At 70.1% G+C, this 19,208-nt stretch carries 17 protein-coding genes and 2 pseudogenes; 14 read left to right on the forward strand and 5 right to left on the reverse strand.

The window, feature by feature from the left end:
* Window positions 1–46 precede the first annotated feature (46 nt).
* From ABZ267_RS04205 to ABZ267_RS04240, 8 genes are all read left to right on the forward strand, one after another.
* Entirely contained in the window at window positions 47–1,726 is a 1,680-nt protein-coding gene (locus ABZ267_RS04205) for an ABC transporter substrate-binding protein (RefSeq protein ID WP_356748295.1), read from the forward strand.
* 19 nt (window positions 1,727–1,745) lie between these two features.
* Window positions 1,746–2,807: an ABC transporter ATP-binding protein gene (locus ABZ267_RS04210; RefSeq protein WP_356748297.1), complete on the forward strand. Its 1,062-nt coding sequence runs from the start codon at window positions 1,746–1,748 to the stop codon at window positions 2,805–2,807.
* Window positions 2,804–3,784 carry an ABC transporter permease gene (locus ABZ267_RS04215; RefSeq protein WP_356748298.1) on the forward strand — a complete coding sequence of 327 codons (981 nt, stop codon included), beginning with the start codon at window positions 2,804–2,806 and terminating at the stop codon, window positions 3,782–3,784. Before ABZ267_RS04210 ends, ABZ267_RS04215 begins: the two co-directional genes overlap by 4 nt.
* Window positions 3,784–4,788, forward strand: a complete 1,005-nt coding sequence (locus tag ABZ267_RS04220; RefSeq protein WP_356748300.1) for an ABC transporter permease — start codon at window positions 3,784–3,786, stop codon at window positions 4,786–4,788. The genes ABZ267_RS04215 and ABZ267_RS04220 overlap by 1 nt, the downstream gene beginning before the upstream one ends.
* Window positions 4,785–5,834 (forward strand): ABC transporter ATP-binding protein, encoded by a 1,050-nt coding sequence (locus ABZ267_RS04225; protein WP_356748302.1) that lies wholly within the window; start codon window positions 4,785–4,787, stop codon window positions 5,832–5,834. Before ABZ267_RS04220 ends, ABZ267_RS04225 begins: the two co-directional genes overlap by 4 nt.
* Window positions 5,835–5,897: 63 nt before the next feature.
* Window positions 5,898–7,310: a GH1 family beta-glucosidase gene (locus ABZ267_RS04230; protein ID WP_356748304.1), complete on the forward strand. Its 1,413-nt coding sequence runs from the start codon at window positions 5,898–5,900 to the stop codon at window positions 7,308–7,310.
* Window positions 7,311–7,410: 100 nt separating this feature from the next.
* Window positions 7,411–10,509, forward strand: coding sequence for a glycoside hydrolase family 3 N-terminal domain-containing protein (locus ABZ267_RS04235; RefSeq protein ID WP_356748306.1), 3,099 nt, complete (start codon window positions 7,411–7,413; stop codon window positions 10,507–10,509).
* Between the two features lie 58 nt (window positions 10,510–10,567).
* A complete protein-coding gene (locus ABZ267_RS04240; protein ID WP_356748308.1) occupies window positions 10,568–11,950 on the forward strand; it encodes a hypothetical protein in 1,383 nt (460 codons plus the stop codon).
* Between the two features lie 22 nt (window positions 11,951–11,972).
* On the opposite strand, the gene ABZ267_RS04245 is transcribed toward ABZ267_RS04240, so the two are convergent.
* Complete coding sequence (locus tag ABZ267_RS04245) at window positions 11,973–12,980, reverse strand: YdcF family protein (protein WP_356748310.1); 1,008 nt, start codon at window positions 12,978–12,980, stop codon at window positions 11,973–11,975.
* 136 nt (window positions 12,981–13,116) lie between these two features.
* Between ABZ267_RS04245 and ABZ267_RS04250 the strand changes: the two genes are divergently transcribed.
* Window positions 13,117–13,347, forward strand: a complete 231-nt coding sequence (locus ABZ267_RS04250; protein ID WP_356748312.1) for a hypothetical protein — start codon at window positions 13,117–13,119, stop codon at window positions 13,345–13,347.
* An 83-nt stretch (window positions 13,348–13,430) separates the two neighbouring features.
* Here the strand turns inward: ABZ267_RS04250 and ABZ267_RS04255 are convergent, their stop codons facing one another.
* Entirely contained in the window at window positions 13,431–14,036 is a 606-nt protein-coding gene (locus tag ABZ267_RS04255; RefSeq protein WP_356748314.1) for a TetR/AcrR family transcriptional regulator, read from the reverse strand.
* Window positions 14,037–14,158: 122 nt separating this feature from the next.
* On the opposite strand from ABZ267_RS04255, the gene ABZ267_RS04260 reads away from it, so the two are divergent.
* On the forward strand, window positions 14,159–15,061 hold the full coding sequence (locus tag ABZ267_RS04260) for an NAD(P)-binding domain-containing protein (RefSeq protein ID WP_356748316.1): 903 nt from the start codon (window positions 14,159–14,161) through the stop codon (window positions 15,059–15,061).
* 85 nt (window positions 15,062–15,146) lie between these two features.
* Here the strand turns inward: ABZ267_RS04260 and ABZ267_RS04265 are convergent, their stop codons facing one another.
* On the reverse strand, window positions 15,147–15,221 hold the full coding sequence (locus tag ABZ267_RS04265; RefSeq protein WP_356748380.1) for a DUF397 domain-containing protein: 75 nt from the start codon (window positions 15,219–15,221) through the stop codon (window positions 15,147–15,149).
* Window positions 15,222–15,237: 16 nt separating this feature from the next.
* On the opposite strand from ABZ267_RS04265, the pseudogene ABZ267_RS04270 reads away from it, so the two are divergent.
* Both ABZ267_RS04270 and ABZ267_RS04275 read left to right on the forward strand, forming a co-directional pair.
* Window positions 15,238–15,381 (forward strand): annotated as a pseudogene (locus ABZ267_RS04270) (ATP-binding protein); the annotation flags it as partial.
* 86 nt (window positions 15,382–15,467) lie between these two features.
* Window positions 15,468–16,430, forward strand: coding sequence for an NAD(P)/FAD-dependent oxidoreductase (locus tag ABZ267_RS04275; protein ID WP_356748381.1), 963 nt, complete (start codon window positions 15,468–15,470; stop codon window positions 16,428–16,430).
* 50 nt (window positions 16,431–16,480) lie between these two features.
* On the opposite strand, the gene ABZ267_RS04280 is transcribed toward ABZ267_RS04275, so the two are convergent.
* On the reverse strand, window positions 16,481–17,086 hold the full coding sequence (locus tag ABZ267_RS04280) for a hypothetical protein (RefSeq protein WP_356748317.1): 606 nt from the start codon (window positions 17,084–17,086) through the stop codon (window positions 16,481–16,483).
* Between the two features lie 187 nt (window positions 17,087–17,273).
* Between ABZ267_RS04280 and ABZ267_RS04285 the strand changes: the two genes are divergently transcribed.
* Window positions 17,274–18,302 carry a S66 peptidase family protein gene (locus tag ABZ267_RS04285; RefSeq protein WP_356748319.1) on the forward strand — a complete coding sequence of 343 codons (1,029 nt, stop codon included), beginning with the start codon at window positions 17,274–17,276 and terminating at the stop codon, window positions 18,300–18,302.
* 68 nt (window positions 18,303–18,370) lie between these two features.
* Here ABZ267_RS04285 and ABZ267_RS04290 read toward each other — a convergent pair.
* Window positions 18,371–18,516, reverse strand: a pseudogene (locus ABZ267_RS04290) (GNAT family N-acetyltransferase); the annotation flags it as partial.
* 193 nt (window positions 18,517–18,709) lie between these two features.
* Between ABZ267_RS04290 and ABZ267_RS04295 the strand changes: the two are divergent.
* Window positions 18,710–19,198 carry a ricin-type beta-trefoil lectin domain protein gene (locus tag ABZ267_RS04295; RefSeq protein ID WP_356748321.1) on the forward strand — a complete coding sequence of 163 codons (489 nt, stop codon included), beginning with the start codon at window positions 18,710–18,712 and terminating at the stop codon, window positions 19,196–19,198.
* The last annotated feature ends 10 nt before the right edge of the window (window positions 19,199–19,208 follow it).

Genomic DNA, 19,208 nt, shown 5'->3' on the forward strand with positions numbered 1-19,208 from the left:
CCTCCGCCGGATCGCCCCGACCCGGCAGCCCTTCCCTGGAGTCGCCATGTCCGTACGCCGTCGCACCACGCTCAGAGCGGTCGCCGCAGCCACCGTCGTGATCGCCCTCGCCGCCGGTTGCTCCAACGCCAACTCGGGTGCCAACAAGGGCGGTGGCAGCGGCGCTGCCGGCGTACTGACCCTCGGCAAGCCGGACGGGCCGCAGACGAACAACAGCAACCCGTTCCTCAACACCTCGGCGGGCGCCACGCTCGGCTACCGGTACATGATCTACGAGCCGCTGGCCATGACGAACATGATCAAGCCCACCGACAAGGCGGACCCGTGGCTCGCCACCGACTGGGTGTGGGAGTCCAACTTCACCAAGGTCACCTTCACGCTGGACGAGCGGGCGAAGTGGGCCGACGGCAAGCCGCTGACGGCGGCCGACGTGGAGTTCACCTTCAACCTCTTGAAGAAGCACTCGGCGCTCAACTGGAACGGCATCCCCTTCGACGGGATCGCGGTCGAGGACGGCAAGGTCGTCCTGACCTTCAAGGAGTCCCAGTTCGTCAACCAGAACAAGATCATCCAGACCTTCATCGTGCCCAAGCACATCTGGGAGAAGGTCGAGAACCCGGAGACCTGGCCCAACCGCACGCCCGTCGGCTCCGGCCCGTACAAGCTCAAGACGTTCACGCCGCAGACCACCACCCTGACCGCGACGCCGGCCTACTGGAACGGCAAGACCAAGGTCAAGGAGCTGCGCTACACCGCGTACAACGACAACAGCGCCGCCACCACCGCGCTGGCCACCGGCAAGGTCGAGTGGTCCTTCGTCTTCATGCCGAACCACAAGCAGCTCTTCATCGACAAGGACCCCAAGAACCACAAGCTCTGGTTCCCGTCCGGCCTCGGCATCCACGGCCTCTGGTTCAACACCGCCCGCAAGCCCTTCGACAACCCGGCGCTCCGCAAGGCGATGGCGATGGTCGTCGACCGCAAGGCCATCCACATCCAGGCCCAGGCCACGCTCTACCCGGAGATCACCAACCCGACCGGCATCCCGCTCCCGGCCGGTGAGCCCTTCCTCGCCCCGGAGTACCAGGGCGCCAACACCAAGCCCGATGTCGCCGGAGCCAAGAAGCTGCTCGACGAGGCCGGCTTCACGCTGAGCGGCGGCGTGCTCAAGGACCCGTCCGGCAAGCCGGTGACGCTCACCTTCACCGACCCGGCCGGCTGGAACGACTACATCACCGGTCTCGCGATCATCAAGGACAACATCAAGCAGCTCGGCATCGAGGCCAAGGTCAAGACCCAGACCGCCGAGGCCTGGGGCGTGGACGTGGCCAACGGCAACTTCGACGCCACGCTGCGCTGGACCAACAGCGGCGCCACGCCGTACGACATGTACCAGAACGTCATGGACGGCGCGCTCCTCCAGCCCATCGGCAAGAGCTCCCAGCAGGGCAACTTCGGCCGCTTCAAGAGCGACGAGGCCACCGACGCCCTGAAGGAGTACGCCAACGCCAAGGACGAGAAGACCCGTACCAAGGCGCTGAACATCGTCCAGAAGATCTTCGTCGACCAGGCGCCCATGATTCCGACCGCCGCAGCTCCCATCGGCGCCGAGTACTCCACGAAGAACTGGATCGGCTGGCCGACCGAGGCCAACCCCTACGCCCCGCCGCAGCACACCCAGCCCAGCGCGCTGGAGATCGTGCTGAACCTCACGCCCGCCAAGTAAGTACGGGGAAGAACCGGCCATGACCACCGATCAGTCCGAGACCGCGCGCACCGGCACCGATGTGGTGCTGGAGGCGCGCGGTGTCACCAAGCACTTTCCCCTGCGCCGCACCGCGCGCGACCTGTTCGCCCGCGAGCGCCGCAGCGTCCACGCCGTCGACGACGTCTCGCTCCAGCTCCGGCGCGGCACCGTCACGGCCCTGGTGGGGGAGTCCGGCTCGGGCAAGTCCACCGTCGCCCGCCTGCTCGCCCAGCTCCATCCGCTCACCTCGGGCGAGATACGGCTGGGCGGCGCGCCGACCGTCGCCGGTCGTGGCCGGTCCTTCCGCCGTTACGTACGCCAGGTCCAGCTGATCTTCCAGGACCCGTTCGCCTCGCTGAACCCGGTGCACACCGTGCGCTACCACCTCACCCGCGCACTCAGGATCCACGGCCGGGCCGGCAGCGGGGACAAGGAGCTGGAGCGGGCGCTGACCGACCTGCTGAACCGGGTCCAGCTCACTCCGCCGCACCAGTACCTGGACAAGTTCCCGCACGAGCTCTCCGGCGGCCAGCGCCAGCGCGTCGCCATCGCCCGCGCGCTCGGCGCCGACCCGCGGGTCCTCCTCGCCGACGAGCCGGTCTCCATGCTCGACGTGTCGATCCGGCTCGGTGTCCTCAACCTGCTGCGCGACCTCAAGGAGCGCCTGCACCTGGCGATCCTCTACATCACCCACGACATCGCCTCCGCCCGCTACTTCGCCGACACCACGCTCGTCATGTACGCGGGCCGGATCGTCGAAGGCGGCGACAGCGAGACCGTCACCCAGCGCCCCGCCCACCCCTACACCCAGCTCCTCATCGCCTCCGCACCCGACCCGGACCGGATCGTCGCCGAGGAGGAACAGGAGGAGACCGGCACCGGCGAGCCACCGTCCCTCATCGCCCCGCCGGCCGGCTGCCGCTTCCACCCGCGCTGCCCGAAGGCCATGGAGCGCTGCCGCACCGACCTCCCGCCGCGCTTCGACCTGGCGGACGGACAGTGGGCGGCGTGCTGGCTGTACGAGGGCACCAACACCGCTGGGCAGGAGGCCTCCCGGTGAAGTACCTCCTCCAACGGCTCGCCTTCTACGCCGTCACCGCCTGGGCCGCCATCACCATCAACTTCCTCATCCCGCGCCTCATGCCCGGCGACCCGGTCCAGGCGCTGCTCAGCCGCTACCAGGGCCAGCTCGACACCAACGCCATCGACTCGCTCAAGGCCCTCTTCGGCCTCGACGAACAGCAGTCGCTCTGGCAGCAGTACACCGACTACTGGGCCCACCTCCTCGACGGCGACCTCGGTCTCTCCTTCACCTTCTTCCCGACCCCGGTCAGCGAGGTGATCGTCCAGTCCCTGCCGTGGACGCTCGCGCTGGTCGGCGTCACGACCCTGCTCAGCTTCGTCCTCGGCACCGGCATCGGCGTCTACAGCGGCTGGAAGCGCGGCTCCTGGCTGGACGGCCTGCTGCCGGTCACCACCTTCATCTCCTCCATCCCGTACTTCTGGCTCGGCCTCATCGCCATCGCCCTGTTCGCCGAGAAGTGGTCCCTCTTCCCGAACTCCGGCGGCTACGACAGCGCCCTCGTCCCGGCCTTCGACTGGCCGTTCATCTCCAGCGCGCTCTACCACGCCTTCCTGCCCGGCGTGACGATCGTGCTCAGCGCGGTGGCCGGCTGGATCCTCGGCATGCGGAACATGATGGTCACCGTCTCCTCCGAGGACTACGTGATGGTGGCGCAGGCCAAGGGCCTCTCCGAGCGGCGCGTGATGTTCGGTTACGCGGCCCGCAACGCCGTCCTCCCGAACATCTCCGGCTTCGCGCTCTCGCTCGGCTTCATCGTCGGCGGCACGCTGCTGGTGGAGATGGTCTTCACCTATCCGGGCATCGGCTTCCAGCTGCTCCAGGCGGTCGGCGCCAAGGACTACCCGCTGATGCAGGGCGTCTTCCTGATCATCACGCTCTCCGTCCTGGCGGCGAACCTGCTCGCCGACCTCGTCTACGCCGCCCTCGACCCCCGCACCCGGAAGGAGGCGTAGTGTCCATCACCGCCACCGATGTCGCCGTCCTGGACGGCGCGCCCGCACCCGAGGCGCCCAACCGCCGGGCCCGGCTCCGGTTCCTGCGCGGAGGCAAGACGCGGACCGGGCTGCTCATGCTCGCGTTCTTCGTCCTGCTGGCCGTCATCGGTCCGTGGATCGCGCCGTACGATCCCGACGCGATGAGCGACCAGCTCCTCCAACCGCCGTCCGGCGCCCACTGGTTCGGCACCAGCCACACCGGTCAGGACGTCTTCTCGCAGATCCTCGTCGGCACCCGCGGCGTCCTGATCGTCGGGTTCGTCGCGGCGGTCATCGCCACCGTGCTCTCGGTCCTCGTCGGGGTCACCGCCGGATTCCTCGGCGGCGCGGTCGACGAGATCCTCTCCGCGCTCGCCAACATCTTCCTGGTGCTGCCCGGACTTCCGCTGATCATCATCGTCGCGAGCTTCGTCCCGGACACCGGCGACCTGCTCATCGCCTTCGCCATCGCGCTGACCTCCTGGGCCTGGGGCTCGCGCATCCTGCGTGCTCAGACGCTGTCGCTGCGCCGCCGCGACTACGTGGAGGCGGCCCGCGCCACCGGCGAGTCGACCTGGCGGATCATTGTCTTCGAGATCATGCCGAACCTCACCGCCGTGATCGCCTCCGGCTTCGTCGGCACGGTCATCTTCGCCGTCCTCACCGAGATCACCCTCGCCTTCATCGGCGTCGCGGACATCTCGCACTGGAACTGGGGCACGATCCTCTTCTGGGCCCAGTCCAACCAGGCCCTCGCGCAGGGCGCGTGGTGGTGGTTCGTGCCGGCCGGCCTCTGCATCGCGCTGCTCGGCACCGCGCTCGCGCTCATCAACTTCGGCATCGACGAGTTCGTCAACCCGCGCCTGCGCACCGCCACCGGCTCCTCCCGGAAGGTGAAGATGCGCGTCGGCTTCACCCCGGTCGCCCGGAAGCCGCTGAACGGCGGCCATCGCCAGCACAGCAGCAAGGAGCCGCGCCCATGAGCGCCGAGCCCGTCCTGACCATCAGCGGACTGAACGTCGACTACGGCACCGACGAGCGGGCCGTGCACGCTCTGCGGGACATCGACCTCACGCTCCACCGAGGTGAAGTCCTGGGCCTGGCAGGCGAGTCGGGGTCAGGAAAGTCGACCCTCGCCTACGCCGTGACCCGGCTGCTCGCACCGCCCGGCGTGATCACCGGCGGAGAGGTGCACTACCACCGGCCCGGCGGCGACCGGCTCGACATCCTCTCGCTCTCGCCGGAACAGCTGCGCGCCTTCCGCTGGCAGGAGCTGTCCCTCGTCTTCCAGGGCGCGATGAACTCGCTCAACCCGGTGCACACCGTCCACAGCCAGCTCACCGACGTCCTCAAAGCCCACCGGCCCGACCTCAAGAAGACTCAACGCACTTACCGAGCAAAGGAGTTGCTCAGCCTGGTCGGGATCTCCGCCGACCGGCTCGCCGCCTACCCGCACCAGCTCTCCGGCGGGATGCGGCAGCGCGTGATGATCGCCATGGCGCTCGCGCTGGAGCCCGAGATCGTCATCATGGACGAGCCGACGACCGCGCTGGACGTGGTGATGCAGCGCCAGATCCTGCGGCGGCTGGTCCAGTTGAGGGAACAGCTCAACTTCTCCGTCGTGTTCATCACGCACGACATCTCGCTGCTGATCGAATTCTCGGACCGGATCGCGATCATGTACGGGGGCCGCATCGTGGAGGAGGCGGGCGCGGCCGAGATCTACCGCGACCCGCGCCACCCGTACAGCGACGGCTTGCTCCACTCCTTCCCGGCGCTCCACGGCCCGCGCCGCGAACTGACCGGCATCCCCGGCTCGCCGCCGCACCTGTCCGCGATGCCCACCGGCTGCGCGTTCCACCCGCGCTGCGGCAAGGCGTTCGAGCCGTGCGGCGTACAGGTCCCACCGCTGGCGGCACCGGCCCAGTCACCCGCCGAGGACCGCCGCACGGTCGCCTGCCATCTGCACGCGCCAGGGACAAGGGCGCGCCCGAGAGAGCCGTACGCCTCCGACGCCCCGGCCTCCTGACCAGCCGCACCTGACCAGGCGGCTCCACCCGACCAGGCTCCTCCCTCTACGTACGGAGACCGGATGAACCTCGCCACCACCCCGCAGCGACTCCTCCGTCCCACCGCGGTACGCGGACTCCCGGCCGGCTTCCGCTGGGGCGTCGCCACCTCCTCGTACCAGATCGAAGGAGCGGCCATCGAGGACGGCCGCACGCCTTCCATCTGGGACACCTTCTGCCGCGTGCCCGGTGCCGTCGAAGGCGGTGAGAACGGGGACACGGCCTGCGACCACTACCACCGGATGCCGCAGGACGTGGAGCTGATCGCGGGCCTCGGCGTCGACACGTACCGCTTCTCGCTCGCCTGGCCCCGCATCCAGCCGGGGGGCCGGGGTCCGGCGAACGCGAAAGGGCTGGACTTCTACAAGCGGCTGATCGACGAGCTCCACGGGCGGGGCGTCACGCCGTGGATCACGCTCTACCACTGGGACCTGCCGCAGGAGTTGGAGGACGCGGGCGGTTGGCCGGTACGGGACACAGCGCTGCGGTTCGCCGAGTACGCCTCGCTCGCGTACGAGGCACTCGGCGACCGGGTCGAGCACTGGACCACGCTGAACGAGCCCTGGTGCTCGGCGATGCTCGGTTACGCGTACGGCCTCCACGCGCCCGGCCGCAAGGACTTCGGCGCCTCGATGCACGCCGTCCACCACCTGCTCCTGGGCCACGGTCTGGCCGCGCGGGCGATGCGGGAGGCGGCGGGAAGCAGCCCGCTGGAGCTCGGCATCACGCTCAACCTCGGCACCGCTACGCCCGAGACGCCGAGCGAGGCGGACCAGGAGGCGTGCCGCCGCGCCGACGGCATGGGCACGCGCCTCTACCTGGACCCGCTCGTCCACGGCCGCTATCCGCAGGACATCGTCGCGGACCTCGCCACTCAGAACATCGAATTTCCGGTACAGGAAGGCGACTTGGCGGCCATCTCCACTCCGCTCGATGTCCTCGGCGTCAACTTCTACCGAGGCATGCAGTTCTCCGGTGTCACCGAGGACGGATCGCCGACCGACGCCGAAGGACTGCCCGTGGTCCGGATGGTGGAGCGGGATCTGCCGCGTACGGCGATGGACTGGGAGATCACGCCGACCGAACTCACCGGCCTGCTCGTCCGGTTGGAGAACGACTACGGGCTGCCGACCGTCATCACCGAGAACGGCGCCGCCTTCGACGACACCGTGGCCGCCGACGGCTCGGTCCCGGACGCCGACCGCACCGCCTACCTCGCCGACCACATCGACGCCGTCGTCGCCGCTCGCGCCCAAGGAGCCGACGTCCGGGGCTACTTCGCCTGGTCGTTGATGGACAACTTCGAATGGGCCTACGGCTACGACAAGCGGTTCGGCATCGTCCGCGTCGACTACGCCACCCAGACCCGCACGCTCAAGGACAGCGCCAAGTGGTACCGCGACACGATCCGGCTCACCCGGGACGAGTGGCGGTAACATCCCGACGCACCCAGGACTCCACCGTGTGATGCGTCAACACCACTGATCCGTAACACCGTCAGGCCCACCCGCCCCGGAAATGAGAGCGCTCTCACACATGCCTCGTACTCCGCACCTCCGCCCCCGCAAGGGCAGAAGCAGACCCGCCACGGCCGCCTTGGCCGCCGCCGCGGTCCTGGCCACCCTCCTCGCCGGAGCCGCGCCCAGCCAGGCCGCCGCCGACGATCCGGCACCCGTCCTCATCGACCGCTTCGAAGGCGAGGTGCCGCTCGGCAACAACCCGCCCGCCGACGCCATCTTCACCTGGGGCGGCAACGCGACCGACCATCCGCAGCTGAAGCTGGCCGGGCGCGCGGACGCGCCCGAGGGCGGACACGTCCTCGAAGGCTCCTACGACATCAGCGCTTGGGGCGGGTTCAGCCACGAGTTCGCCGTGGACACTCCGCCGCAGAACTGGACCGCGCACAAGGGCGTCCGCTTCTGGTGGTACGGCCAGAACACCGCGCCGCTGCCGCCCGGTTCGGGCAAGCGGATCGCCTTCGAGATCAAGGACGGCGGCGCGAACGGCGGCGCCTCCGAGCTGTGGACCACCTCCTTCACCGACGACTGGGAGGGCTGGCAGCTCGTCGAGATCCCGTTCGCCGACTTCGTCTACCGGGCCGACTACCAGCCCGTCGGCGGCATCGACCAGATCCTCGGCCTGAACGAGATGTGGGGCTACGCCTTCACCATGCCGACCGGCGCCCCGGGCACCTTCGCGCTGGACGCCGTCGAGCTGTACGGCAAGGCGGACCCGGCGCTCACCGCGAGCGTGGTGACGAACGCGGCCGTCCACCCGGTGAAGAACGGCGCGAGCGCCGACATCACGCTCTCCGTCGCCACCACCGGCTCCATCCCGACCGAGGAGCCGGTCACCGTCACGTACGCCACCAAGGGCGGCACGGCGGTCGCGGGCAAGGACTACACGCCGGTCACCGGCAGCCACACCTTCCCGGCCGGTACCGCCTCCGGCACCACGCACCAGGTGACCGTCCGCACGGCGAAGGCGTCCAAGGCTTCCGAGGCGAAGACGATCCCGCTGGAGCTGACCGTCACGGGCGCCAAGGCTCCGGCGGAGAACCCGCAGGTCGTCATCGACGCCCACGGACTCCCGTACCAGAACGCCAAGCTGCCGGTGAAGCAGCGGGTCGCGGACCTGCTGGCGCGGATGTCCCCGGCCGAGAAGGCCGGCCAGATGACCCAGGCAGAGCGCAACGCGCTCCGCACGCCCGGTGACATCGCCGCGTACGACCTCGGCTCGCTGCTCTCCGGCGGCGGCTCGGTCCCCACGCCCAACACGCCTGCCGCCTGGGCCAAGATGGTCGACGCCTACCAGCTGCGCGCCCAGGCCACCCGCTTCCAGATCCCGCTGATCTACGGCGTGGACGCGGTGCACGGCCACAACAACGTCGTCGGCGCGACGATCATGCCGCACAACATCGGCATCGGCGCGGGCCGCGACCCGAAGAGCGCGGAGAAGACCGGCGCGATCACCGCCAAGGAGGTGCGTTCCACCGGCGTGCCGTGGGACTTCGCGCCGTGCGTCTGCGTCACGCGCGACGAGCGCTGGGGCCGCTCCTACGAGGCGTTCGGTGAGGACCCGGCGCTGGTCGAGGCCATGGAGACGGTCATCCAGGGCATGCAGGGCGCTCCGTCCGGCAAGGACCTGCACCGCAACGACAAGGTGCTCGGCAGCGCCAAGCACTTCGTCGGCGACGGCGGCACCGAGTACGGCTCCGCCACCACCGGCTCGTACACGATCGACCAGGGCATCACCAAGGTCACCCGCCAGGAGCTGGAGGCGGTGCACCTGTCGCCGTTCGCGGAGTCGGTCAAGCGAGGCGTCGGCACGATCATGCCGTCGTACTCCTCGCTCGACATCCTCGGCGACGACCAGGGCCCGGTGAAGATGCACGCCCACGCCGAGATGATCAACGGCGTCCTCAAGGACCGCATGGGCTTCGAGGGCTTCGTCATCAGCGACTGGCAGGCCATCGACCAGATCCCCGGCGACTACCCGAGCGACGTCCGTACGTCGATCAACGCCGGACTCGACATGATCATGGTCCCGACGGCGTACCAGGAGTTCACCAAGACGCTGAAGGAAGAGGTCGCGGCGGGCCGGATCGGCCAGGCCCGGATCGACGACGCGGTCTCCCGCATCCTCACGCAGAAGTTCCGCCTCGGCCTCTTCGAGAAGCCGTACGCGGACACCACGCACCTCGGGAAGGTCGGCTCGGCCGAACACCGCGCGGTGGCCCGTGAGGCGGTCGCGAAGTCGCAGGTGCTGCTGAAGAACGAGGGGTCCGTCCTCCCGCTCAAGCCGAACCAGAAGGTGTACGTCGCCGGGTCCAACGCCGACGACATCGGCAACCAGGCCGGTGGCTGGACGATCAGCTGGCAGGGCTCCTCCGGCAGGACCACTCCTGGCACGACGATCCTGGAGGGCATGAAGAGGGCGGCGAAGACTCCCGAATCCGTCACCTACTCCAAGGACGCCTCCGCCGCCACGGACGGTCACGACGTCGGTGTCGTGGTCGTCGGTGAGACGCCGTACGCCGAAGGCATCGGTGACGTCGGCAACGGCCACGACCTGGAGCTGACGGCCGCGGACAAGGCCGCCGTCGACAAGGTCTGTGCGGCCATGAAGTGCGCGGTCCTCATCGTCTCGGGCCGTCCGCAGCTCATCGGTGACCAGCTCGGCAAGATCAACGCGCTGGTGGCCTCCTGGCTGCCGGGCTCCGAGGGCGACGGCGTGGCCGACGTGCTCTACGGCAAGCGCGCCTTCACCGGCCAGCTGCCGGTGACCTGGCCGAAGTCGGAGGCGCAGCTTCCGATCAACGTCGGTGACACGGCGTACGACCCGCAGTTCCCGTACGGCTGGGGCCTCACGACCCTGAAGAAGCCTCCGGCCGGCGGCGAGCTGACGCTCGCGGCTCTCGCCGTCGCCGCGCAGGTGGCCGAGAAGGCGAAACTCGGGAAGACCCCGGCAGGCAAGGTGATCGTGGACCAGGCGCGGCTGCTGGTCCAGCAGAAGATCGACGGAAAGTTCACGCAGGCGGTGTCGAAGCCGTTCGCGGAGGCGGACCACCTGCTGCTGAAGGGCGACCTGACGGGCGCGGTGGCCAAGCTGCGCACGGCGTACAGGGCCGCCTAGCGATCCGGTGCTCCGGACGGGCGACGGCGTTCGTCGCCTGTCTGGAGTAGCGTTAAGTATGAGGAAAAGGCTCTTCCCCACGCTGTTGGCGGGCCTGCTGCTCATCATCGCAGCGGCTGCACTCGCCCTGACCTCCCCTGCGTCGGCCGCTCCCGCGGCGACGATCACCGACGCCGCCCAGGCCCTGCGCGAGGACCCGGTCCATGTGGACCCGGCCGCCCGCGATCAGCTCTCCGTCGCTGACGAGAAGGCCCTGGAAGCCACCATCGAGAACGCGGACAAGCCGGTCTTCGTCGCCGTGCTGCCCGACACCGAGGCCTTCCCGGAGGAAGGCCTCCTCCAGACCCTGCGCAGCGACACCGGCATCACCGGCGTCTACGCGATACGTCTCGGCGACGGCTTCGACGCGGGCGCGGACCCGCAGGTCATGCCGGTGCGGGCGGTCGACAACCTGACGGCCTCCGTCAAGAACCCGGCCACCGACACCGACGCGACCGCCCAGCTCAACGCCTTCGTCGACCGCGCCGTCGAGCAGGCCCGGGGCACGGCTCCCGCCTCCTGGTCCGGTGGCGGCGGCTCGGCCGACGAGTCCGGCGCTCCGGTCTCCGGCCTGATCACGCTCGGCGCCCTGGTGGCGGCGGGCGGCGCGGGTGCGTACGCGATCTCGCGCCGGAACAAGCGAAGGAAGGCGGAGGAGGAGCGGGCGGCCCTCGACAAGCTGCGGGTCGTGGTGGACGAGGACATCACCGCGTACGGCGAAACGCTGGAGCGCCTGGACTTCCACCCGGCCGAACCGGGCGCCGACGACACCATGCGCGGCGACTACGAACGCGCTCTGGACTCCTACGAGAGCGCCAAGACCAAGATGGCCAAGGCCGAGCACCCGTCCGACGTGCGCGGAGTGACCCAGTCCCTGGAGGACGGCCGCTACTCCCTCGCGGTCCTGGAGGCCCGCCGCACGGGAGCGGCGGTCCCGGCCCGCCGCCCACCGTGCTTCTTCGACCCGCGCCACGGCCCCTCGGTCACCGACGTGCTCTGGACCCCTTCCGGCGGCGCGTCCCGCGAGGTCCCGGTCTGCGGCGCCGACGAGACCCGGCTGACCCGGGGCGAGGACCCCATGAGCCGTACGGTCAACGTCGGCGACGGCCACCGCCGCCCGTACTGGGAGGCGGGCCCGGCCTACGGCCCGTGGGCCGGCGGCTACTTCGGCGGCGGCCTGCTCCCGGGCCTCCTGGTCGGCACCATGCTCGGCTCGATGCTCGCGACTCCGGCGTACGCCTCCGAGTACGGCGGCGGTGACTTCGGCGGCGGCGCGGGCGGCGAATGGGGCGGCGGCGACTTCTCCGGCTCCGACTTCGACTCCTCCGGCTTCGGCGGGGGAGGCGGCTTCGGTGACGGCGGAGGGTTCGGTGGCGGCGGTTTCGACGGCGGCGGCTTCTGACAGCCTCCGACCGCTGGGCGGGTTACCGCACCGCCCACCACACGAGCACGCCTCCGACCACGATCAGCGAGCACATCACCGCATTGATCCGCTTGTAGTCGACGAGGACGGCGGCGAACTCGCGGAGGGTCGCGTTGGGCCAGAAGTACGCGGCGGTGGGCGCGCCGACGACCTGTCCGCGGATCTGGACCCGGCGGGCGGTGAGCGCGGCGCGGAAGGCGTGGTAGTTGTTCGTGACGACGACGCACCGGTAGTCGGGTTTGGCCCGCTCCATGATCGCTTTGCTGAACCGCAGGTTCTCCTCGGTCGACGTCGACCGGTCCTCCCGCTCGATCAGATGGCCCGGAAACCCTTCGGCCACCAGGTGATCGGCCATGGCGTGGGACTCGGGCAGCTCCTCGTCCGGCCCTTGACCGCCCGAGGTGATGAGCACGGGAGAACCGCCGCGCGCGGCGAGCCGAGCGTGCACGTCCTGGCCGCGCTTGAGCCGACTGGCGAGGAGCGGCGGCACGGTGGAGCCGCCGACGAGCCCGGAGCCGAGCACCACCACGAAGTCGGCCTTGCGGCGCACGCGCAGCCGCCCGTAGAGGAACGCGTAGCAGACGAAGCACAGGAAGAGGAACGAGAAGTAGAGCGCCAGCCCACCGGCGGCCGCCGCGGCCCCGGTCAGCACCGGATGCCGCACCACCACGGCGGCCACCAGCAGCGCGACCACGCCGACGATGGCGAGGGCTGCGGCCAGCGAGAGCAGGTTGGCCGGACTGCGGCCTTCCTTGCGGAGCATCCGTACGCCGTTGACGAACAGGAAGTACGTCAGCAGCAGCACGGCCACCGCCCCGAGCGTCAGCAGCACCCAGGCCGCGACCGCGCCCGAGGTGGACTCGGACCGGATGAGCTCGTACAGCCAGGCGGCCAGCGCGCAGAGCACGGCGAGTCCCAGGACGACGGCGTTGCTGAACTTCCTGCGATCGTGCAGCACGCTCACGCAGAAGACGAGAAAGAGGAGCGCCGCAGGGGCGTAGACGAGCATGCGCACAGGGTAGGGGGCGGGGTCCGGGCGGTTGACGGCGAGGTGGGGTCCGGGGCGGGCGGCGACTTCATCCCCACGGGTGGTCCGGAGAAATCCGGGGCGTGCCCTTTATGGGGTGTGAGCCGTTGAACCCGGCATGAAGAAGCGAAGCGTTCTCGCCGCCGTCACACTCGCCACCGGAGCGGTCATCGCCGCCATCGCCCCGCACCCCGGAGGCGACACCGCCCACGCGGCCGAGCCGCCCATCAGCCTGGGCGCCCTGGACAACGTCAGCGAGCTCGGCCAGGTGGTCGACGGCGCGGCGGAGACGGCCTCCTCCACCGCCGGCACGGTGACCACGACCCTCTCCGACGCCCGGTTCAGCTGAGCCGACAGGCGCAGACACAGGCGGCCCACCGGTTCTTTCCGGTGGGCCGCCTTTCGCATGTCCGGCTCGATCAGAGGCGAGCGTCACCTGTCCGCAGCGGAGCGGGACGCGTCGATCTCGTACGAGCGTACGAGGCGGGCCAGTTGGCGGCCCGCTGCCAGCAGGGGCTCCTCGCTCCGGTTGACCTGGGCGGTGACCTCGGCGCCTTCGATGGCGCTGATGACGGTGGTCGCCAGCTCCCGCGCGTCCTCGCCCGGGAATCCGCAGCGCAGCAGCTTGTCGCGGACGAGCCCCTCCCAGCCGTTCAGCGCGTCGGCGCACGCCTGCTGGATCTCCGAGTCGGCGCCGAGCGTCTCCAGGGCCGCCGCGGTGACCGGGCAGCCGTCGATCCAGCCGGACTCCTCGAGCCCGGCGGCCAGTTGGCGGGTGCAGGAGAGGACCGCCTCCGCCGGATCGTCCTCGCCGTCCAGGGCCTCGCGCAGAAGCGCCGCGAACTCCTGGTCGCTGTACCGGATCGCGGCGACGGCGACGGCTTCCTTGCCGCCCGGGAAGAAGTGGTAGATCGAGCCGAGCGTGGCCTGCGACTCCGTGGCGATCTGCTTGATGCCGGTGCCGACGTAGCCCTGCCGCTGGAGGAGGCGTGCGGCCGCCACGACGATCCGGTCCCGGGTGCTGGTCTCGGTCTGCATGCCGTCACTGTAGCCGGGCTCTAAGTAGAGCGTTCGTTCTAGAGCTGTGCTAGCTTCTGAGTGCGCTCTGGATAGAGCGTTCGTTTTAGTGATGCGCATGATGTCAGTGATGGGGGAGTGCCATGAGCAGCAGCAGCAGCAGCGCACAGCAGCGACAGTCGGCCACCGTCATCGGTCTCGGCCCTATGGGCCAGGCCATGGTCGCCGCCTTGCTCGACCGCGGCTACGCGGTCACCGTCTGGAACCGCACCGCCTCACGCGCCGACGACCTGGTGGCCCGTGGCGCGGTCCTCGCGGGCGATCCGGCCGAGGCGGTCGCGGCCAACGAGGTGGTCATCCTGAGCCTCACGGACTACGCGGCGATGTACGACGTACTCGGCCCGGTCCCCGCAACGGCTCTGGCCGGCCGGGTCCTGGTCAACCTCACCTCCGCCACGCCCGAGGAGGCCCGCGCCGGAGCCCGCTGGGCCGCCGACCACGGTGCCGTACAGCTCACCGGCGGCGTCAACTCACCGCCCTCAGGCATCGGTCAGCCCGACTCGGCGACGCTCTACAGCGGTCCGCGCGAGCCGTTCGACCAGCACCGGCCCCTGCTCGAAGTACTGACCGGCCGCGCCGAGCACCAAGGCGAGGACCCGGGCCACGCCGCGCTCCTCTACCAGCTCGGCGTCGGCCTGTTCTGGACCGCCATGCTCGGCTACTGGCAGGCCATCGCCCTCGCCCGCGCGAACGGCCTGACGGCGGCCGACATCCTGCCGCACGCCGACGACACGGCGAGCTCGCTCACCCAGTTCTTCGCCTTCTACGCCGAACGCATCGACGCCGGAGTGCACCTCGGCGATGTCGACCGCCTGGCCATGGGGCGGGCGAGCGTCGAGCACGTACTCCAGACGAACGTGGACGCGGGCGTGGACACCGCGCTCCCGGCGGCCGTCGTGGACCTGTTCCGGCGGGGCGTGGAGGCGGGCCACGGCACGGACAGCTTCTCGGCGCTCGTGGAGGTGATGGGGAAGCCGGAAAAGTAGCGGCCGCGCCTGGTACGGAGAACCGCCCCGCTTCCGGCCGAGATGCCGAGGGCGGGGCGGGTGTGTGGAGCCGGTTGCGTACGCCTCAGAGAGTGGTGCCGCTCCGGACGAAGGCGCCCCAGGCGGCGGGCTCGACGGTGAGGATGGGCCCGTCGGTCACCTTGGAGTCGCGGATGGAGGTGCGTATGGCGGACGGGCTGCCGGGTGTGGAGGAGGAAGGTGGCCGCGGGCTGCTGTTGGTCTCGGCGCTGGCGGACAAGCGGGGCGGGGCGGGGCGGAACCCCGGCAAGATCGTGTGGTTCGAGTTCGACCGCGGGTGACCTTGCCGTTTCGGCAAGCACATTTGTCGTTACGTCCGCCCTGCGCGCACCATCTCCATCAACTGGAGGTGGTCTGCATGACCGACATGAAGCAGCAGCGGTACGACGTGGTGATCGTGGGAGGCGGAGCGGCCGGCCTGAGCGGGGCGCTGACCCTGGCGCGGGCTCGGCGCTCCGTGCTGGTGATCGATGCGGGGGAGCCTCGTAACGCTCCCGCGTCCCACGTGCACAACTACCTGGGCCGCGAGTCGACGCCGCCCGGCGAGCTGCTGGCGATCGGGCGGGGTGAGGTGGCCGGGTACGGCGGGGAGGTCGTCGAAGGGCGGGTGGCTTCGGCCGAGAGGTTGCCGGGGGAGGGCGGCTTCCGGGTGGTGATGGAGGACGGGTCGGCGGTGGAGGCGCGCAGGCTCCTGGTGACCACGGGGCTCGTGGACGAGCTGCCGGCCGTACCGGGGCTGGCGGAGCGGTGGGGGCGTGAGGTGCTGCACTGTCCGTACTGCCACGGGCGCGAGGTGGCGGACCGCCCGGTCGGGATCCTGTCCGTGGGCCCTCTCGCCGTACATCAGGCGCTGATGTGGCGGCAGTGGACCGACGACGTCACGCTCTTCCGCCACACGGGCCCGGAGCCGACGGACGAGGAGTACGAGCAGCTCGCCGCGCGGGGTGTGGCCGTGGTGGACGGTGAGGTGACGGGGCTGGAGGTCGCGGAGGACCGTCTCACCGGCGTACGCCTGGCCGGCGGCCGGTTGATTCCGCGCGAGGCACTGGTGATCCAGGCCCGTTTCACCGCCCGCTCGGCCGTGCTCGAATCGCTGGGGCTGGTGCCGGTCGCGCAGGAGATGGGCGGTGAGGTGATCGGTACGTACGTGCCCACCGACCCGGTCGGCGCGACGGAGGTCCCCGGTGTCTGGGCGGCGGGCAACGTCACCCGCCTCACCGAACAGGTCATCGGCGCGGCGGCGGCCGGGCTCATGGCGGCGAGCGTGATCAACGGCGACCTGATCGCCGAGGACACCCGTGTCGCGGTGGAGGAACGGCGGCGCGGCTGAGAGGCGTCGTACGCCGGGCGGGGGTGGAAGGTGCTCAGGCGGCGGGGTGCTCAGGCGGCGGGATCGAACCGTGCCTCGTCCACCTCGGTCGTCGGGAACGGCCCGCCTTCCTCATCGACCCGGTCGGAGGAGAGCAGCCACCTGCCGTCGGCTCCTCGGGCGAAGGTCATGGTGCGGGGGAGCGACGACTCCTCGCATTCCGGCGAACCGTCCTCGACCTGCTGCGGAGTGCGCGCGAAGTAGAGGCGGGTGTGGTCGGTGAGTTGCAGCGTGGCCGTTCCGTCGGTGACGTTCGCGGTGGTGACTTCGACGTCGACCCGCGCCTTTGTGTACCCGATGTCGATGTCCTCGTACCGCAGGCCCTTCTCCGCGAGCGCGGCGAGCTCGCTCCGGGCGCGGGCCGCCATGGCCGGGGTGGTCCGCAGGCGTCCGCCCGCTGCCTCCACCGTGGGGCGGGCGTTCGTCAGCATGTCGGCCCGCTGCTGGAGGTACTCCTCGGCGAGCCGCGTGAGTTCGGTGGTGTCGGCGGCGCTCGCCGATGACGTCGTCCGGGGTGGCGGCGGCCCGGTGGGGACCGGCAGGTAGATGATCGCGAGCACGGCCGCCGTCGCGGTCATCCCTGCGGCGACGATGCGTGCGGGCCCTGGACTGACCATGATCTCTGATCCCCCTGGTCTCCCTGATCACGAGCCGAACGTGCTGTGCGTCCTGTGTGTCAGGAGTATCACCGGTGCACGCACCGTTCCCGCAGGGTGATTTCCGGATGGGAGAATGGCTGAATCCTGTCCGGAGGTGCACGAAAAAAGTGTGCCGGGAAATCTTCGGCCTGTCAGAATCCGGCGCATGTCAGTTCGATACCCACGCCCTCTGCGTCCCGCTGACCGTGTCGGCGTCACCTCTCCGTCGAGCGGAGTCCCGAAAGAGCTTCAGGGGCGCCTCGACGTGGCGATCCGCGAGGTGGAGGCCAGGGGGTACGAGGTGGTGGTCGGGCACTGCATGAGCGGCGACGGTCATGTCAGTGCCCCGGCGGCCGACCGCGCCGCCGAGCTGACGGCGATGCTGACGGACCCCGGCATCAGGGCCGTGGTGCCGCCCTGGGGCGGGGAGACGGCGATCGACCTGCTGCCTCTGCTGGACTGGGACCGCCTGCGTGCGGCCGAGCCGACCTGGCTGGTCGGGTTCTCCGACCTGTCGACCGTCATGACGCCGTTCACCCTCCTCACGGGAACGGCCACCGTGCACGGCAACAACCTCATGGACACGCCCTACCGCGTGCCCGAGGGGCTGCTGTCGTGGCTCGACATCGTCTCGGCACCCGTGGGACACCGCTTCACGCAGGTACCTCCCGGCCGCTACCGGGCAACGGGCTGGGACGACTACCGCACCCGGCCCGACGTACGCGCGTACACGCTCGACACACCGGGCCGATGGACCCGGCTGGACGGCGACGGGGACGTGGAGGCCGAGGGGCGCCTGATCGGGGGCTGTATCGAGATGCTCTGCAACCTCGCGGGCACGTCCTGTCTCGACACCTCCGCCTTTGCGCGGGCCGAGTCCCCGCAAGGGCTCCTCGTCTATGTCGAAGCGGGTGGCGACGACGCGTTCGCCATCTGCCGGAACCTGCACGGGATGCGGCTGGCCGGATTCTTCGACACGGCGAACGCGATCCTCGTCGGCCGGACCTCGGCACCCGGCACCGACTCGCTCACCCAGCACGAAGCGGTGCTCGACGCGCTCGGCTCCCTGAACGTGCCCGTCATCGCCGATGTGGAGTGCGGGCACGTTCCGCCGTACCTGCCGATCGTCAACGGGGCGCGCGGCCGGGTCGTGCACACCGCGACCCGCAGCGAGCTGACCCAGACGCTGGACTGACGCCCTGGGTCGGCTTCGCGCCCCGGAACGCTCAGCCGCGCGGCTCGCGCCACATGCCCCAGGGAGCCGGCCCGGTCGCCGAGGAGGTTCTGGAACTCCTGGACGGTCTCGCGTCGGGAACGGCCTTGGCCTGTGCCTCCGGCGCCACCCAGAACGCGGCCGCCGCCTCCGTGCGCTCGCACACGCCGTGGTGGACGTGCTGCCGGGTGAAGAGCCGATGATCTTGAGCGGTGGAGGTGAGGTGCCGGGCCTGCCGGGCCGAGGGCGGCGGCTTTGCGCCGCATCACGATCTATTTCCGGCAAGTGGCCTACGGGCGCAGCGAGTTGAGGAGAATCTTTCAACGCCTCAAGGCTCGAGACCTCAGTGCCTCGACGCCTCCACTGCCGACTGTGAAGGGTTCTTCCTCATGCCCAGCGTGTTCCGCAAGCTCCTCGTGCCCGCCCTGCTCGCTCTGACGTCCTTCGCTCTGCCGTCACCCGTCGCGGCAGCGACCGCCGCCGCCCCGGCCGCCGGAGTGGCCCCGACCGCCGGGACCATGTGCCTGAACAGCAACTATCCGACGACCCGCATCGTCAACGTCGCCTCGTGCAACTTCGGTTCCGGCCAGCGCTGGACCATCAGCGGTGAGGCGGTCTACCAGTCCGCACACTCCGGCATGTGTCTGACCAGCGACTACCCGAGAACCCGGATCGTCAATGTCGAGCCGTGCAACTCCGGGCCGCGTCAGCGCTGGACGGTCAGCGGTGAGGCGGTCTTCCAGTCCGCGCACCCCGGCATGTGCCTGTCCAGCGACTATCCGAGGACCCGGATCGTGAACGTGGAGCCGTGCAACCCGTCGGGGATCCGTCAGCACTGGACGGTCAGCGGTGAGCAGATCAGCATGACCCTCGTCTGATCCCCTGAGC

Source organism: Streptomyces sp. NPDC006174 (assembly GCF_040614075.1).
Taxonomy (GTDB): Bacteria; Actinomycetota; Actinomycetes; order Streptomycetales; family Streptomycetaceae; genus Streptomyces.

What these genes read in the sequence shown, in the direction of transcription:
- ABZ267_RS04285 (WP_356748319.1), top strand. Translation starts at nt 17,274, where the DNA reads ATGTCAGTTCGATACCCACGCCCTCTGCGTCCCGCTGACCGTGTCGGC.
- ABZ267_RS04255 (WP_356748314.1), bottom strand. Translation starts at nt 14,036, where the DNA reads ATGCAGACCGAGACCAGCACCCGGGACCGGATCGTCGTGGCGGCCGCA.
- ABZ267_RS04225 (WP_356748302.1), top strand. Translation starts at nt 4,785, where the DNA reads ATGAGCGCCGAGCCCGTCCTGACCATCAGCGGACTGAACGTCGACTAC.
- ABZ267_RS04240 (WP_356748308.1), top strand. Translation starts at nt 10,568, where the DNA reads ATGAGGAAAAGGCTCTTCCCCACGCTGTTGGCGGGCCTGCTGCTCATC.
- ABZ267_RS04280 (WP_356748317.1), bottom strand. Translation starts at nt 17,086, where the DNA reads ATGGTCAGTCCAGGGCCCGCACGCATCGTCGCCGCAGGGATGACCGCG.
- ABZ267_RS04205 (WP_356748295.1), top strand. Translation starts at nt 47, where the DNA reads ATGTCCGTACGCCGTCGCACCACGCTCAGAGCGGTCGCCGCAGCCACC.
- ABZ267_RS04275 (WP_356748381.1), top strand. Translation starts at nt 15,468, where the DNA reads ATGAAGCAGCAGCGGTACGACGTGGTGATCGTGGGAGGCGGAGCGGCC.
- ABZ267_RS04230 (WP_356748304.1), top strand. Translation starts at nt 5,898, where the DNA reads ATGAACCTCGCCACCACCCCGCAGCGACTCCTCCGTCCCACCGCGGTA.
- ABZ267_RS04235 (WP_356748306.1), top strand. Translation starts at nt 7,411, where the DNA reads ATGCCTCGTACTCCGCACCTCCGCCCCCGCAAGGGCAGAAGCAGACCC.
- ABZ267_RS04245 (WP_356748310.1), bottom strand. Translation starts at nt 12,980, where the DNA reads ATGCTCGTCTACGCCCCTGCGGCGCTCCTCTTTCTCGTCTTCTGCGTG.
- ABZ267_RS04260 (WP_356748316.1), top strand. Translation starts at nt 14,159, where the DNA reads ATGAGCAGCAGCAGCAGCAGCGCACAGCAGCGACAGTCGGCCACCGTC.
- ABZ267_RS04250 (WP_356748312.1), top strand. Translation starts at nt 13,117, where the DNA reads ATGAAGAAGCGAAGCGTTCTCGCCGCCGTCACACTCGCCACCGGAGCG.
- ABZ267_RS04295 (WP_356748321.1), top strand. Translation starts at nt 18,710, where the DNA reads ATGCCCAGCGTGTTCCGCAAGCTCCTCGTGCCCGCCCTGCTCGCTCTG.
- ABZ267_RS04210 (WP_356748297.1), top strand. Translation starts at nt 1,746, where the DNA reads ATGACCACCGATCAGTCCGAGACCGCGCGCACCGGCACCGATGTGGTG.